At 63.1% G+C, this 16,141-nt stretch carries 13 protein-coding genes; 5 read left to right on the top strand and 8 right to left on the bottom strand.

The window, feature by feature from the left end; translation table 11 throughout:
- Nucleotides 1-11 precede the first annotated feature (11 nt).
- From infB to rimP, 4 genes are read right to left on the bottom strand one after another with little or no spacing between them, the layout of a single operon-like run.
- A complete protein-coding gene (gene infB, locus ACBR42_RS04935) occupies nt 12-2,717 on the bottom strand; it encodes a translation initiation factor IF-2 (RefSeq protein WP_110546778.1) in 2,706 nt (901 codons plus the stop codon).
- Nucleotides 2,714-3,346, bottom strand: a complete 633-nt coding sequence (locus ACBR42_RS04930) for an RNA-binding protein (protein WP_371207438.1) — start codon at nt 3,344-3,346, stop codon at nt 2,714-2,716. Before ACBR42_RS04930 ends, infB begins: the two co-directional genes overlap by 4 nt.
- Nucleotides 3,347-3,380: 34 nt before the next feature.
- Nucleotides 3,381-4,916, bottom strand: coding sequence for a transcription termination factor NusA (gene nusA, locus ACBR42_RS04925; protein WP_102325046.1), 1,536 nt, complete (start codon nt 4,914-4,916; stop codon nt 3,381-3,383).
- A gap of 20 nt (nt 4,917-4,936) precedes the next feature.
- A complete protein-coding gene (rimP, locus tag ACBR42_RS04920; protein ID WP_371207394.1) occupies nt 4,937-5,542 on the bottom strand; it encodes a ribosome maturation factor RimP in 606 nt (201 codons plus the stop codon).
- A gap of 177 nt (nt 5,543-5,719) precedes the next feature.
- Here rimP and ACBR42_RS04915 point away from each other — a divergent pair, with 177 nt between their 5' ends.
- From ACBR42_RS04915 to ACBR42_RS04905, 3 genes are all read left to right on the top strand, one after another.
- Entirely contained in the window at nt 5,720-6,358 is a 639-nt protein-coding gene (locus ACBR42_RS04915; RefSeq protein ID WP_243705189.1) for a hypothetical protein, read from the top strand.
- Nucleotides 6,355-7,626 carry an AAA family ATPase gene (locus ACBR42_RS04910; protein ID WP_102325044.1) on the top strand — a complete coding sequence of 424 codons (1,272 nt, stop codon included), beginning with the start codon at nt 6,355-6,357 and terminating at the stop codon, nt 7,624-7,626. The genes ACBR42_RS04915 and ACBR42_RS04910 overlap by 4 nt, the downstream gene beginning before the upstream one ends.
- Nucleotides 7,627-7,746: 120 nt before the next feature.
- A complete protein-coding gene (locus tag ACBR42_RS04905; protein ID WP_371207393.1) occupies nt 7,747-8,706 on the top strand; it encodes a hypothetical protein in 960 nt (319 codons plus the stop codon).
- 56 nt (nt 8,707-8,762) lie between these two features.
- Here the strand turns inward: ACBR42_RS04905 and ACBR42_RS04900 are convergent, their stop codons facing one another.
- A complete protein-coding gene (locus ACBR42_RS04900; RefSeq protein WP_102325042.1) occupies nt 8,763-9,659 on the bottom strand; it encodes a LysR family transcriptional regulator in 897 nt (298 codons plus the stop codon).
- 222 nt (nt 9,660-9,881) lie between these two features.
- Nucleotides 9,882-12,575, bottom strand: a complete 2,694-nt coding sequence (acnA, locus tag ACBR42_RS04895; RefSeq protein WP_371207392.1) for an aconitate hydratase AcnA — start codon at nt 12,573-12,575, stop codon at nt 9,882-9,884.
- A 278-nt stretch (nt 12,576-12,853) separates the two neighbouring features.
- Here acnA and ccmA point away from each other — a divergent pair, with 278 nt between their 5' ends.
- Together ccmA and ccmB are read left to right on the top strand one after the other, a co-directional pair.
- The gene (gene ccmA, locus ACBR42_RS04890; RefSeq protein WP_174234138.1) at nt 12,854-13,498 is read left to right on the top strand and encodes a heme ABC exporter ATP-binding protein CcmA; all 645 of its coding nucleotides are present in this window, start codon (nt 12,854-12,856) and stop codon (nt 13,496-13,498) included.
- Between the two features lie 23 nt (nt 13,499-13,521).
- A complete protein-coding gene (gene ccmB / locus ACBR42_RS04885; RefSeq protein ID WP_180967551.1) occupies nt 13,522-14,175 on the top strand; it encodes a heme exporter protein CcmB in 654 nt (217 codons plus the stop codon).
- 19 nt (nt 14,176-14,194) lie between these two features.
- On the opposite strand, the gene ACBR42_RS04880 is transcribed toward ccmB, so the two are convergent.
- Complete coding sequence (locus tag ACBR42_RS04880) at nt 14,195-14,593, bottom strand: copper resistance protein CopC (protein ID WP_371207391.1); 399 nt, start codon at nt 14,591-14,593, stop codon at nt 14,195-14,197.
- Between the two features lie 121 nt (nt 14,594-14,714).
- The gene (locus tag ACBR42_RS04875) at nt 14,715-15,845 is read right to left on the bottom strand and encodes a type III PLP-dependent enzyme (RefSeq protein ID WP_102325037.1); all 1,131 of its coding nucleotides are present in this window, start codon (nt 15,843-15,845) and stop codon (nt 14,715-14,717) included.
- Nucleotides 15,846-16,141: the final 296 nt, after the last annotated feature.

Genomic DNA, 16,141 nt, shown 5'->3' with positions numbered 1-16,141 from the left:
TGAATTACGGCTCATGCCGGGACGAGTTCCATTTCATAACATTCGACAACGTCGCCCTCACGCAGGTCATTATACCCTGCGAAGGACAGACCGCATTCGTAACCGCGCGCCACTTCCTTCACGTCGTCCTTGAAGCGTTTGAGCTGGCTCAGATCGCCTTCATGGATCACGACGTTGTCACGCAGCAGACGGACACCACAGCCGCGCTTGACCACGCCTTCGGTGACGTAGCAACCGGCGACCTTGCCGACCTTGGTAATTTCGAAAACCTTGCGGATTTCGGCATAGCCAAGGAACTTCTCGCGGTGCTTCGGCGCGATCTTGCCACGCACAAGCTGTTCCACATCGTCCGCCACCTGATAGATGATGGAGTAGTAGCGGATATCCACACCTTCGCGCTGGGCCAGTTCACGGGCCTGCGTCGTGGCACGGACATTGAAGGCGATCACGACCGCACCCGATGCCTTGGCAAGCTGCACATCACTTTCCGTGATCTGGCCGACCGTGGCATTCAGCACGCGGATCTTGACTTCCTCATGCTCCAGCTTCTGCACCGTCGCCTCAAGGGCTTCAGCCGAACCCTGCACGTCCGCCTTGATAAGGACCGCGACTTCCTTCTGCGCACCTGCCTGGATACGGGCAAGCATCTGATCCAGCGTGCCGCGTGCGGCAGTCTGGCCCGCAGCCATGCGATCCTTGATCACGCGCTGGCGGAACTCGGAGATTTCGCGGGCGCGATTCTCGTTTTCCACCACCACGAACGGCTCACCCGCACCCGGAACCCCGGTAATGCCCAGGATTTCAACCGGCATGGACGGACCCGCTTCCGCCAGCTGGCGGTTACGGTCGTCAATCATGGCGCGCACCCGGCCCCATTCGGCCCCGGCCACCACGATGTCGGAACGACGCAGGGTGCCCTTCTGGACCAGAACGGTTGCAACCGGACCACGTCCACGATCCAGACGGCTTTCAATCACGGAACCTTCCGCCACCCGGTCCGGGTTGGCTTTCAGGTCAAGGATTTCAGCCTGCAGCAGGATCGCTTCTTCAAGTTTATCCAGCCCGGTGCGCTTCAGCGCCGAGACTTCGACATCCTGCGTATCGCCACCCATGCTTTCCACCACGATTTCGTGGTTCAGCAGTTCCTGACGCACCCGGTCGGGATTGGCGTCGGGCTTGTCGCACTTGTTGATGGCCACGATGATCGGGGCATCAGCCGCCTTGGCGTGCTTGATGGCTTCGATCGTCTGCGGCATCACGCCGTCATCCGCCGCAACCACCAGCACCACCACGTCGGTGACGGAGGCGCCACGGGCACGCATGGCGGTGAAGGCTTCATGGCCCGGCGTATCGATGAAGGTGATCTTCGCGCCAGAGGCCAGCGACACCTGATACGCACCGATATGCTGGGTGATGCCCCCGGCTTCGGCATTGGCGACATCGGTCGTGCGCAGCGCATCCAGCAGCGAGGTCTTGCCGTGATCGACGTGACCCATGACGGTCACGACCGGCGGACGCGGCTTGAGATCTTCAGCCTGATCCTCGATACCCTCGATTCCGATCTCGACATCGCTATCGGCGACACGGCGCACACGATGGCCGAATTCCTGCACGACCAGTTCCGCCGTGTCGGCATCAAGCGACTGGGTGACGGTCGCCATGACGCCCATCTTCATCAGCGCCTTGATGACCTCGCCCTGACGGGCGGCCATACGGTTAGCCAGTTCCTGCACCGTAATGGTCTCGGGCAGGATCACGTCACGCACCACACGGACCTGATCGGAACGCAGGCGCTCCAGTTCGGCCTGACGGCGCTCACGTTCACGCTGGCGGCGGACCGAGGCGAGCGAGCGGGTCTTGTCGTCATCCCCCTCAATCGCGGCCTGCACGTCAATACGTCCGGCGCGACGGCTGTCATTGCTTTTCTTTGCGCCACCCGAGGGGCGGCGGTTCGGCACGGCATTCCCACCGGGACGACGGCTGGGACGACGTTCTTCCTCGCCCCCTTCCGCACGACCGGTGCGCAGGCGCAGTGTCTCACCCGCACCGGCGCCGGCTCCGGCACCCGGGGCGCGGGCGGTCGAAGCGCCACCACCAGCCGGACGCGACGGACGCACCGGCTGTGCGGGCATGATCGCCCGTTCGGCCAGAGGACGCAGGCGCTGCATCGGCGGGGCCAGCGTGACCTCACCGGGAATCGGCACGGAAGAAACGACCGGGCCAGCAGGCTCGACCGCTTCAGGTGCGGAAACCTTAGCCGCGCTCTGGGCTTCCCGCTTGCGGGCTTCCTCCTGCGCTGCGGCATCTGCCTGTGCCTGTGCCTCTTCTTCGGCACGGCGGGCATTTTCCTCTTCCTGCCTGCGGGCTTCTTCCGCAGCAGAGAGAATCGTGATCTTTTCCTGCTCGCGCAGATCTTTCTCGCGCTGGACAGCTTCGCGACGCTGTTCTTCCAGCACACGCTGGCGGGTCGCCAGTTCGGCCGCCGTCAGGGCGCGACCGCCCCGTCCACCGGCGCGACCGCCAGCGGGCCCCGATCCATTACCCGCAGCCCCGGCCCCGCGCTTCTTGCGCACCTCGACCTGGACTACCTTTGATCGACCATGGCTGAAGCTCTGCCGCACGGAACCGGCATCCACCGTCCGTCCGACTTCCCTCCGGCCCGCCGGCCGCAGGGACAAGCGTCCCTTACCCTGATCCTGATCGTTGCCTTCGCTCATGTACCCGCCTGTTCACACCGTCCGGCGGACCGCTCCGCCGAATTCGGGCCAGTCCTGCCGGACAAACCCGCAAAACGTTCACTCTCGATACGGAAACGGCGTGCCAGTTCACCATGCAGCATCGCTGCATGAACAACATGGTCACGGCCAAATGCCGCACCCAGACCCGATGCCGTAGGAACAACCGTAACCGGAAGGTCCCGTGCACCGGACAAAACTCTCTTCCTCTCGTCGGGACTGCCATCGGCCGCCTGGATGACCAGACCGGCGCGACCGCCCACAACCCACTCACGCACCTTGGCGAAACCGCAGACAATCTGCCCGGCCCGCCGTGCCAGCCCCGCGACATCCATCATCCGCCGCAGCAACCCGTCTACTACAAGATGGGTCAGGTCAGGGGGAATAACAACCCTTCCCCGTGCCGCGCGGGCGAATACGCCACGTGTGCGTGCTGTTTCTAACACATCCGCGCGTGCGCTCAACCAAATTCCCCGTCCGGGCAGACGTGCGGAAAGATCAGGGATCACGACTCCATCGGGGGAAATGACGAATCTGAACATTTCCTCCTTGGGCAACCGGACACGGGTGACAACACAGCGGCGCAGCGGACCGCGCTCTTCCTGTGTGATGTCATCCGCGTCCTGCGCGTGCGTGTTATCCTGCTCAGACGTCGGACGTCTCCTGCGGGGCTGCGTTTTCATCACCATCGAACCAGTGCGCGCGCGCCGCCATGATGATTTCGTTGGCCGCATCTTCATCAATGGCATCGCTGCCAAGGATTTCAACCAGTTCGTCACCGGCAAGGTCGGCCAGGTCATCAAGCGTCTTCACGCCCTTTTCACCCAGCGTCACCAGCATCTGGTTCGTGAACACGCCCAGCACGGCGATGTCGTCCGTGACACCAAGCTCACGGCGCTTGTTGTCCAGTTCCTCTTCCTGCCCCGCAAGGTAGCCTTCGGCGCGACGGACCAGTTCACCGGCCACGTCTTCGTCAAAGCCTTCGATGTTGGCCAGTTCATCGGGATCGGCGAATGCCAGTTCCTCGATGGAATGGAAGCCTTCGGTCACCAGCAGCCCGGCGATGACATCGTCAACGTCCAGTGCTTCGACAAACAGGTTGCTGCGGCGACGGAATTCTTCCTGCCTGCGCTCCGATTCCTCGGCCTCGGTCAGGATGTCGATATCCCAGCGCGTCAACTGGCTGGCAAGGCGGACGTTCTGCCCGCGCCGCCCGATGGCGAGACTGAGCTGGTCGTCGGGCACCACAACCTCGACACGACCGGCTTCCTCATCCATCACCACCTTGCTGACTTCAGCCGGGGCAAGGGCGTTGACGACGAAGGTCGCGGCCTGCGGGCTCCAGGGGATGATATCGATCTTCTCGCCCTGAAGTTCCTTCACCACTTCCTGCACGCGGCGACCACGCACACCCACGCACGCGCCGACCGGATCGATCGAGGCATCGCGTGAAATGACAGCCATTTTCGCGCGCGAACCGGGATCGCGGGCCACGGCCTTGATCTCGATGATGCCATCATAGATCTCGGGCACTTCCTGCGCGAACAGCTTGGCAAGGAATGCCGGATGCGTGCGGGACAGGAAGATCTGCGGACCACGGGGTTCGTCGCGCACATCGTAGATATAGGCGCGGACGCGATCGGAATTGCGGAAGCTTTCGCGCGGGATCAGCTCATCACGACGCAGCAGGGCTTCGGCATCACCGATTTCGACCAGCAGGTTGCCGTATTCCGTGCGCTTGATGGTCCCGTTGACGATTTCGCCCACGCGGTCCTTGAAGTCATTGAACTGGCGGCGACGCTCGTATTCGCGCACGCGCTGGACAATCACCTGCTTTGCCGTCTGGGCGGCGATACGCCCGAAATCGATGGGCGGCAGCGGATCGATCAGGTATTCGCCAAGCTGGATTTCCGGCTTGAACTTGCGCGCGATGTACAGCGGAATCTGCGTTTCTTCATTTTCCACCGCCTCGACCGCCTCGGTCCAGCGCGAAAGACGCACATCCCCGGTCTTGCGGTCGATCGTGGCGCGGATATCCTTTTCGTGACCGTATTTGGCGCGACCGGCCTTCTGGATGGCCTGCTCCATCGCTTCCAGCACTTCCTCGCGGTCGATCGACTTTTCCCGCGCTACGGCATCGGCCACCAGCAGCAGTTCGGGACGGGCAACGGACGTATCCATCAGTGTCTCCACAACATCGTTCAGTTGGCGCGGCGGCCCGGCTTGCCACTGGCCTTATGCGTTTCAGCCGGGGAATCCTCCGCCGGCCCGTTTTCGTCAGCAGCAGCGCCCGGCTGCATCATCCGGGCGCTCGCCTCGATCAGTTCGTCCGTCAGGACCAGGCGCGCCTTGCGCATTTCGGCAAAAGGCAGCGCAACCTCGGCCCCGTCGTCAAGCCGCATCAGGCCATGACCGTCCCGTGCGCCCAGCACGATACCGGCAAAGCGCTTGCGGCCATCAATCGGCATGTTCATTTCGGCGCGGGCGAGATGCCCGGCGAAACGGTCCCAGTCCTTGGCGCGGGTCAGCGGCCGGTCGATACCCGCCGACGAGACTTCCAGCGTCCATGCACCCGGCAGCGGGTCTTCCACGTCCAGGATCGCGCCCACCGCATGGCTGATCTGTTCGCAGTCCTCAATGGCGATAAGCGAGCCATCGGCCCGGTCCGCCATGATCTGCACCGTGGGCGATTCACGCCCCAGCACCGCCACCCGTACGAGTTCAAACCCCATATCGGCCAGCGCGGGCGCGATCATGGCGGCTATGCGGGCATCGAGGCCCGTCAGGAAAGGCAGATCAGCGTCCAATGCAAAAAAGGCAGCCCTGCGGCCACCCCCCAAAGAAAAAAACCGGAAATGAAGGAATTGTCCGTAACATAGGTCACGCCACCCCTGACCGCAAGGACTATATGCAGGCGGCGGGGTTACATTTCCTCTCTACTTATCATCTTGCCATATCCTTCACATCGCCCACATTATGCGCGCATGACGCCCTTGCCCACACCGCCGGAAGCGACACGGGAACGCAGCGCACGCCCAGGCAGCCGCAGGCTGGTCGTGGTGGGCCTGATCGCGGCCGTAGTGGCGGCGGGCGGCCTTGGTTCCGGTGGTTTTCTTACGCCACGCGAAGGGGGGAACGGCAGCGCCACGCCCCCGGTGGCGGCGGAAGCGGGTGGACGTGGCACGGACAATGGCGGCCATCTCCAGCTTAATGCACCGGTCCAGAACAGGCCGGACATGATGGGCCAGATGCCCATGATCGCCGCCGACAGGGCGGAAGAAATGCTGAGCCAGACATCCTACACACCCGAACAGAAGGGTGAGATCATGGCGGCGCTGAAGCGGCGTGAAATCGTTCTGGCGGATATGCCCATGTATGACATGTCGGGAACCGGCGCGGTGGTGAACGTTCAGTCACTGGGGCTGGTCCAGACGGTGCATCTTGGCCCGCAGCCCAAAAGCGTGATCCTGCCGATCCGCATTGCGGGAAACGTGACGGTGGCCCCGGCCACCGATCCGGGTCCCACGGGCATACGGACGGGGGCGGTATTCGTACCCGGCCCCACGCCACTGCCGGTGCTGCTGCGGGATACTGAGATCGTGATCGGGGTTGTGGTACAATGAAACCGCTCTATCCGGCCCTGATGGAACGGCTGGTGCCGTTCATCATGGTCATCTTTCTGGTGCTGGGCAGCCTGCAGGCGGCGATGGCGCTGCATCTTTCACTCGCCAGCCTGCGGCATTTCATGGAATGGTGTGCCCCGGCATATCCGGTCGTGGCTGCGGGCAGCGCCTTGCTGGCGCTGGCCGGGCTGTTGTTCGAGAGCCGGGCCGAAAAACTGGCCCGCAAGGGAATTCGACGCAGACGGGGATGGATGATGGACGTACTGGCCAGGCTGACCAATCGCAACGCGCTGGAGGAAATGCTCGCGCGTGAGCAGAAGGAAACCGTGATCGACGCGGAGGAGCTGGCGGCAAGCCTGCGCGCGCGCGTGATCGGGCAGGATCAGGTATGCGAGGACGTGGCGACCCAGCTACGCCGCCGCCTGGCGCTGCAGGTGCGCGGCAAGCCGGTGGGGATATTCCTGCTGGCGGGGCCGCCCGGCACGGGCAAGACCTATCTGGCCAAGCAGCTTGCCCGCCAGCTTGACCGTCCGCTGCTCAATTTCGACATGACGCAGATGAGTTCGCCCCATGCCGCGACCCAGCTTTTCGGATCGCCCAAGGGATATGTCGGCTCGGACACCTACGGCAAGCTGACGGGCGGGCTGAAGGAAAAGCCCGATGCGGTGGTGCTTCTGGATGAAATCGAGAAGGCGCATCCCGACGTTTTCAAGAAATTCCTGACCGCATGGAATGATGGCCACGTAACCGAGGCATCGACGGGCCAGCAGATCTCGACCGTGCGATGCATTTTCATCCTGACATCCAACATCGCCACCGATGCCCTGTCCGAGATCGCGGACCGGCTGGCGGATGAGCCGGACAAGATGCGTGCCGAATCGGTGGAGGCCCTGCGTCAGGCCGGGTTCGCGCCCGAAGTTCTGAACCGTCTGGACCGCATTTTCGTATTCCGCCCGCTGGAGGGACTCGATATCGCGCGCGTATCGGCCCTCGAGATCGAAGCGATGATCGACAGCTACGGGCTGAAAGTGGAAACCGGCGGCATCGACCCGGCCCTGCTGTTCGAGGTCATGCGCCGGCAGGACCGCATGGGACCGGCCGCCAGTGCGCGTGATCTGGCCCGCTCCATCGAGGACATGATAAGCGACTCGCTCATCACCGCCCGCCAGCAGGGTGCGAAGCTGGTGCGCGTGGTGAAGAACGAGGACGGGATCACGGCCGAAATCGCCGATGAAGCCAATGGCCAGCGCGCGCGGGTCAGTTCCTGATCCATGCCCGCGCCGTCCAGCCCGTTGCCTTTACCCGACGATGGGGCTGGTCGGCTTTTTACAACATTTTCCTGCCCCGACCGGATGACGGGCATGGCTACCTGCGGCATGGACTGCTGAATGTCTGCTTTTTCGCGTTTATGGCATCGCGCGCCCCTGTGGCGGATGAGCCTTTACACCATTTTCCCCTTCCTGCTGCTGGCGGTCATTTTTCCGCCTGCCTATCTGATCCGCCTGCTGCCCGCGCTGAAGCCGATTACCGCCAGCATCCATAACCATCTGGGCATGGTGGATGAGCCACCGGCAACCGATAATGCCGCAGCCGATGGCGGCGGCGGAAACGGCGGTGGTGGCGACGGCGCGGTCACCATGCTGCCCATTACCGATCGCCTGACAAACTCCATCCCGTTTGCCGGGCGCGTCCTGCCGTTACCGGCGGGTGTGTGGCATCCGGTCATGAGCGTGGTTAACGGCCCGCATGGCGAGGTGCTGGAAAATATTCTGGTCCGGGTCGAAGGCCATGTCGTGACCGGACTGATCGGCGCGGAAGGCAATATCCAGCCCGTGCCCGAATCCGCGATCACCAACATCGATGCAACGTGTCATGACGACCGCAATTTCATGTCCCGCGTGATCTCGGCCCATCCCCCGGCCATGGAATGCTGGTTCACCGCCGCGGTCTATCCCTCTTCCATCAACCGTACGGCTGTCATCGCCAACCGCCTGAAGGAAGAAGGGTTCATTCTGCCGCCGGTCTTCCTGAAAACCGGATGGAGTTACAGCCAGCCCGCCGGGGACCATAACGTCAATGTCGAGACGGTGACGATGTTCCTCAACCCCGTCAACACGGACGCCACCAAGGCGCTTCGATCGCCGGAAAGCTGGACGAAGGAAAACCTTGCCCAGCAACCGGCGGCCAGTGATTTTGTAAAGCGTACGGACACATGGATCGCGGCCTGGGCACCGGTGCTGCATGATGGCTTCAATGGCGACATGCTGGCCACCAACGAGGCGCAGCGCGCCCGCCTGTCGCGCGATCCGGCCGCCCCGTTACCCGGACAGGGCAGCCCGCTGGACTGATCGCCTGAACCCGCCCGGCGCGACGTTACGACGGAAGCCGGGTGGGAAGAACCGCCTCAGCCCTGCCGCAATACGTCCGATATCTCGATCAGGAAATCCAGAACGGTGCGGGTGCGCAGCGGCAGCGTACGCGGCCCGGTATGCACCGCATAAAAGGGCAGTTCGGGAATCGTCCATTCCGGCAGCAGGCATTTCAGCCGCCCCGCCGCAATATCTTCTTCCACCTGGAAGGCAGGCAACATGCCGATGCCAAGTCCCGCCCGGACGGCCTGCAGCACCGCTTCGCTGCTATTGGCGCGGAAGGGACCGCTGGCCGCAACCGTGGTCTCGCTTTCCCCCTTGCGCGCAAACTGCCAGTCATGGCGCGTACCGCCATAGCTGTAAGCAATACAGGGATGGTTGAGCAGGTCGCGCGGATGTTCGGGCGTGCCACGGCGTGCCAGATAATCGGTGGAAGCGATCACGCAGCGATGCACGGACCCCAGACGACGGGCGATCAGTGATCCTTCCGCGATGGAGCCGATGCGGATAGCAAGATCGAGTCCCTCCTCCACCAGATCACCGAATCCGTCACGCATGACCAGTTCGACCGACAGGTCGGGATGTTCTTCCAGCAATCTGCCAAGCCGACTGGTCAGGTACAGGCCAAATGCCGTTGTAACACCCAGCCGCACCAGCCCCGAAACCGAAGCCCGGCGGCGGCCCAGCGCCGTTTCCGCCGTTTCAAGGATTTCCAGCACTTCATAGGCATGGGGCAGCAGGCTGCGCCCGTCTTCCGTCATCATCAGGCTGCGCGTGGTGCGGGCGAACAGCGTTGCGCCGTAATGGGCCTCAAGCAGGGCGATATGACGCGAAATGGTCGGCTGACTGGCCCCAGTTTCCCGCGAAACAGCAGAGAACGATCCCGTCGCCGCTACACGGACAAAGCTGTGCAAAGCAGAAAGCAGATCCATGAGGCCCCATCACATCCGGATATGTTATTACATAAACATAGCTTTAAACGGCATCTGATTTATACACAATACAGAGAAAAGACACCGCGGATATGTGCGTAACGCAACGGTACCTATGCTTTCCGCGCATAGATGGTTTCTGACAAAAAAAACGGCGGCCCGCATGATACGGGCCGCCGTTCTGTTACTTCATTCCGGCGGGGACCGGAATGGGCCGAATGGTCAGGCCGCCTGCGTCATGCCACGCAGCACGGTCTGGAGAATGCCGCCATTGCGGAAATACTCCACCTCGTCCAGCGTATCGACACGGCACAGCAGGGGAACGTCCTGCCTGGAGCCATCGGCGCGGGTGATGGTCATCGTCATCGTCATGCGCGGCGTGATCTTGTCCAGACCGCGGATTTCGAAGGTTTCATCGCCCTTCAGGCCCAGCGTCTTGCGCGTCGTGCCTTCCTGGAACAGCAACGGCAGCACGCCCATGCCCACCAGGTTGGAACGGTGGATACGCTCGAAGCTTTCCGCAACCACGGCGCGCACGCCCAGCAGCAGGGTGCCCTTGGCCGCCCAGTCACGCGAGGAACCCATGCCGTATTCCTTGCCGCCGATCACGACCAGGGGCACGCCCTCTTTCTTGTATTCCATCGCCACATCATAGATGGAAGCTTCCTTCCCGTCCGGGAAGTGCTTGGACACGCCCCCTTCGGTTCCGGGCACCATCTCGTTCTTGATGCGGATGTTGGCGAAGGTGCCACGCACCATCACGCGGTCATTGCCGCGACGCGAACCGTAGGAGTTGAAGTCCTTCTTGGCCACGCCATGGGCTTCAAGATACTTGCCCGCGGGCGAGCTTTCCTTGATCGCGCCGGCAGGCGAGATGTGATCGGTCGTGATGTTGTCACCCAGCAGGGCCAGCAGGCGCGCACCGACAATGTCACCACGCGGCTTGGGCTCGGGGGTGATGTCCTGGAAATACGGCGGGTCCTGCACATAGGTGGAGGACGCATCCCACTTGTAGGTCTCGGAACCGGTGGCGACTTTCAGCGCCTGCCATTCCTTCGTGCCCTGGCTTACGTGCTTGTAGCGGTTGATGAACTCTTCGCGCGTGATCGCGGAACCCATCAGGGCGGCGATCTCGTGGTTGGTCGGCCAGATGTCCTTCAGGTACACCGGCTTGCCATCCCTGGAAGTGCCCAGCGGCGCGGTGGTGATGTCCTCACGCATCGTGCCCAGCAGGGAGTAGGCGACAACCAGCGGCGGGCTGGCCAGATAGTTGGCCCGCACGTTGGGCGAGATACGCCCTTCGAAGTTACGGTTGCCGGACAGAACCGAAACCGCGACCAGCTTGTTGTTCTCGATCGCATCGACGATGTGATCTTCCAGCGGGCCGGAGTTACCGATACAGGTCGTGCAGCCATAACCGACGGTGTTGAAGCCCATCGCGTCCAGCTCATCCTGCAGGCCGGCACGGTTCAGGTAATCCGTCACCACCTGCGATCCGGGTGCGAGCGAGGTCTTGACCCACGGCTTGGGCTTCAAGCCCAGCGCACGCGCCTTTTTCGCCACCAGACCAGCCGCGATCAGCACGGCGGGGTTGGAGGTGTTGGTGCACGAGGTAATGGCCGCGATCACCACGTCGCCGTGGCCGATCTCGTAATTCGTGCCAGCGACCTTCGCCTTCTTGTCCTTCTCGGCTGCGGGCACGCCAAGGCTGCCGGTCAGCTCGGTATCGAACGCCTTGTCCGCACCCTTCAGCACGACGCGGTCCTGCGGGCGCTTGGGGCCTGCGATGGACGGCACGATGGTGGACAGGTCCAGTTCCAGCGTATCGGTAAAGACGGGGTGTTCCGAATGGGCGTGGCGGAACATTTCCTGCGCCTTCAGGTATTCTTCCGTCAGCTTGATGCGGTGTTCTTCACGACCGGTCTGGCGCAGGTAATCCAGCGTCAGGTCATCAACAGGGAAGAAGCCGCAGGTCGCGCCATATTCCGGGGCCATGTTGGCGATGGTCGCGCGGTCGGCCACCGGCAGGTGGTCAAGGGCAGGGCCGAAGAACTCGACGAACTTGCCGACAACGCCCTTCTTGCGCAGCATCTGGGTCACGGTCAGCACCAGATCGGTCGCCGTCGCCCCTTCGGGCAGCTTGCCCGTCATCTTGAAGCCGATCACATCGGGGATCAGCATGGCGATGGGCTGGCCCAGCATCGCGGCTTCCGCCTCGATCCCGCCAACGCCCCAGCCCAGCACGCCCATGCCGTTCACCATGGTGGTGTGGCTATCGGTGCCGAACAGGGTGTCGGGATAGGCATAATCCTTGCCGCCCACGTTCGCCGTCCATACCGCCTGCGCGATATATTCAAGGTTCACCTGGTGGCAGATACCCGTGCCCGGCGGGACGACGGAGAAGTTTTCGAACGCTTCCTGACCCCAGCGCAGGAAGGCGTAACGTTCGCCGTTGCGCTCGAACTCGATGGTCACGTTGTCCTGCAGCGCTTCGGGCGAGCCCGCCACGTCCACCATGACCGAGTGATCGATCACAAGGTTGACGGGAACCAGCGGGTTCACCTTCTGCGGGTCGCCCTTGAGCTTGAGGATACCGTCACGCATCGCGGCCAGATCGACCACGGCGGGAACGCCGGTGAAATCCTGCATGAGGATACGCGCGGGCTTGAAGGGAACTTCCTTCGTGCTGCGCCCTTCCTTCAGCCATTCGGCGATGGCCTTGGCGTCCTCTACCGAGTAGGAATGCCCGTCCTCGAACCGCAGCACGTTCTCCAGCAGCACTTTCAGGCTGACCGGCAGGCGGCTTACGGAGCCGATGGTCTTTTCAGCTTCCGGGATTGAGAAATAATGATAGGTCTTGCCGTCCACATTCAGTGTACGGCCCGTTTTCAGTGAGTCGTGCCCAACCGTCTTCATTGGCTTTGTTTCCTCCGAGGCATCAGCAACGGATCATCCCGTATGATCGTGTCCCCGCAATCCGGTTCTGCGGTACGGGGTTTGCGACCTTGTCAGGGACAACCGGCTTGATCTCCCAACGGGGGTAGAACATACCCGGACGCGGTTGCGACACAAGCTGGACCCGGTAACAAGAAAGCGGGAGCAGACGTTTTTTTTCGCCCCCGCGCCCTGTCACCCCTGATCGGAGGATTTCCGTCATTCCTGCCTTTACTCCCCCCGGCCGCCCCTTGCTGGAAGTGGAAAATATCTCGGTTTTCCGCGGTGAACGGCTGGTTCTCGATCGGGTCGGATTCACGCTTGACGCAGGCGACGCCCTGCTTCTGACCGGTCCGAACGGGGCGGGCAAATCGACGCTGCTGCGGGTGCTTGCGGGTTTGCGCAAACCTGAAGGCGGCCATGTCCTGTGGTCAGGCGTGGATACCCTGGCCGACCGCAGCCAGCATGCGGGACGGGTTGCCTATCTTGGCCATCAGGACGCGCTGAAGCTGGGCCTGACATTGCGCGAAAACCTGACACTGGCCGCGCGATCCGGGGGCGGAGATCCTGATTCGTGTATGAAATCACTCAATATTCTCGGGCTGGCCGACCTGCCCGCGCGCATGCTGTCGGCGGGGCAGAAACGCCGCGCGGCACTGGCGCGCGTCCTGCTGGCGCAGGCCCCCTTATGGCTGCTGGATGAACCCAGCCTGGGGCTGGATACCAGCACGATGGGCCTGCTTGGCACCCTGTTTGCCGCCCACCGGCAGGCTGGCGGAATTGTGATTGCAACCACCCACGTTCCGCTGCCCCTGCCCAACCCCCGGACGCTGGCGCTGCCGGGCCTGAACGAATCCGACATCCCACAGCCGATGGAGGATTTCCCCGAGGACGACCTGCTGTGAAATTCCAGATTCCCTCCCTCATCATGGCCATACTGGAACGTGACCTGCGCCTGGCGTTGCGCCATGGGGCGGACACGCTGGGGGCCGTGCTGTTCTTTATTCTTGCCGGGGCGCTGTTCCCGCTGGCGCTGGGACCATCGCCCGAACTGCTGCGCCGCATGGCGCCGGGTATCGTGTGGGTCTGCGCCCTGCTGGCGGCCCTGCTGCCGCTGGACCGGCTGTTCGGGTCGGAGCTGGAGGATGGGTCGCTTGACCAGCTCCTCATGACCGGGCTGCCGTCCCCCCTCATCGCGCTGGCCAAGATGATCGCGCACTGGCTGACCACCGGCGTGCCGCTCCTGCTGGCGGCGGGGCCGCTGGCGATCATGCTGGGCATGCCCGCAGGCAGCATGGTGGTGCTGCTGACGGGACTGCTCCTTGGCACGCTCATCCTGTCGCTGATCGGGGGGATGGCGGCATCCGTCGTGCTGGGCGCGCGGCGCGGCGGGGTGCTGCTGCCGCTACTGGTGCTGCCGCTGACCACGCCCGCGCTTATTTTTGGCGCCGCCGCGCTGGATGCGGCGCAGACGGGCCTGTCATGGGGGCCGGATCTGGAACTGCTGGGCGCCTTCCTTGCCGCGGCGATCCCGCTATGCCCGCTGGCGGCCGGGGCCGGGCTGCGTGCGGCGGTGGAATAAGCCCGCCGCGCAATCCTTTTTACGGGTGTCTGGCGAGGGAAGAATCAACCCCGCCGACATCGAAGGGCAGCGTCCCCTGCCCCGCGCTGCCGCCGCGCGTGGCCATGCGCCATTGCAGCACGTAATGCCCCGGCGTCAGCGCCACGGTCGTGGTGATGGCATGCTGTTCATCATCAATGGGTGACGCGGGCAGCAGCCGCGGCGCACCATCCGGCCCCAGCAGCAGCAGTCGGGCACGGAACGGGTCGATCACGCCATCGAAGGACAGCCTGACCGCCACATTGCCCGCCGCCACTTTCTGTCCCGCCGCCGGTTGCGCCTGTACCAGCACGGGTGCTGCGATAGCCTGCACCACTCCCGTACCGCACAGAATCACGGCGGACAGGCCCAGTACACGCGATATTATGGAAAAAGACATGGGCAGGCACCTCCGGCACGGACTGAACTGCCGTGTGTATCCCCCCGATACAGGCAGGGCGGCAAGACCTTCGTCCTGCCGCCCTGATGGTCGCGGGTTCTTAAGACGGGTCGCAACCCTGTCAGATATAGTGTTCCTGAATCGGCTTCAGGCCATTGAAACCGGTCGAGCAGTAGGTGGAGACATACGCCCCGGTGGACAGCAGTTCGATCCGGTCCCCCGACTCCAGCGCCAGCGGCAGGGCGTAGGGGGTCTTTTCATACATGATGTCCGCACCGTCACAGGTCGGGCCTGCAATGGCGACGGGACCGGTTTCCATACCGTCATGCGACGTGCGGATACCGTAGCGGATGGCTTCGCCCTCGGTCTCGGCCAGGCCGCCGAAACGACCGATATCGAGATAGACCCAGCGCACGCCGTCATTCATGCCACGACGGCTGACCAGCACCACTTCCGAGGAAACGACGCCCGCGTCACCCACCATGAAACGGCCCGGCTCCACGATCATTTCCGGCAGGTCATTGCCGAAATGCTCGGTCATGGCGTGGCTGATCGCCAGCGCGAAACGGTCGATGCCCGGCACGTCATCACGGTAGCGGATGGGGAATCCACCGCCCAGATTGACCATGCGCAGGTCCAGCCCGGCTGCCTTCAGGTCGGTAAACAGCATGCCCACACGGGCGATCGCCGCTTCATAGGCACCGGTTTCCGTCTGCTGGCTACCGACATGGAAGGACAGGCCATACGGGTCCAGACCAAGGTCACGGGCACGCAACATGAGGTCGCGCGCATTGTCCAGCGTGGTGCCGAACTTGCGTGACAGCGGCCAGTCCGCACCCTCGTTTTCCACGATCAGGCGGCAGTAGACGCGGGACCCCGGCGCGTGGCGGGCCAGCTTGTCCAGTTCTTCCGCGCAGTCAAAGGCGAACATGTCCACCCCCGCCTGATAGGCGCGGGCGATGTTGCTGGCCTTCTTGACCGTGTTGCCGAACGAGATGTCGGCCGCGCGGGCACCGGCTTCGAGGCACATGGAAATCTCTTCCCACGAGGCGGCGTCGAATGCCGACCCCAGCCCCACGAGACGGCGCAGGATGGCGTTGGCGGGATTGGCCTTGACGGCGTAGTAGATCCGGGCCAGCGGCAGCGCTTCGCGCAGCGCGCGATAGCGTTCTTCCACCCGGTCAACGTCAACGACAAGGCATGGCGTTGCAGGAGCCTGCTCAGCCAGATAACGAGCGATTTTGGGAGTCATCGCACCCAAATCCCTTCTGTTCTGCCGCCCGGATGAATACAATTCTGGAATTGCACAAACGGACAGATGTTGCGAAACGGTCTAACGGACCAGCGACCAATAAGGACCCCCACCTGCGTGGCAGCCCGATTGCCAGAACGCTTGACGTCGTTGCGTAACCTCAGAGGGCCAGTGGCACGTGCGTTGTTGCGTAGGGAGCGCATATGCGGACAATACGCGCGTGACGCAATAGAAAAATTATTCCTATGGAAGGTTTTTCATTTAGGGTCGGGGGATCGTGGCACAATCTCCACAGC

Origin of the sequence: Komagataeibacter sp. SM21, assembly GCF_041402665.1 — a bacterium.
GTDB lineage: Bacteria > Pseudomonadota > Alphaproteobacteria > Acetobacterales > Acetobacteraceae > Komagataeibacter > Komagataeibacter saccharivorans.
Note: the sequence above shows the minus strand (reverse complement) of the source record. Positions and strands in the feature narration are given on the sequence as shown.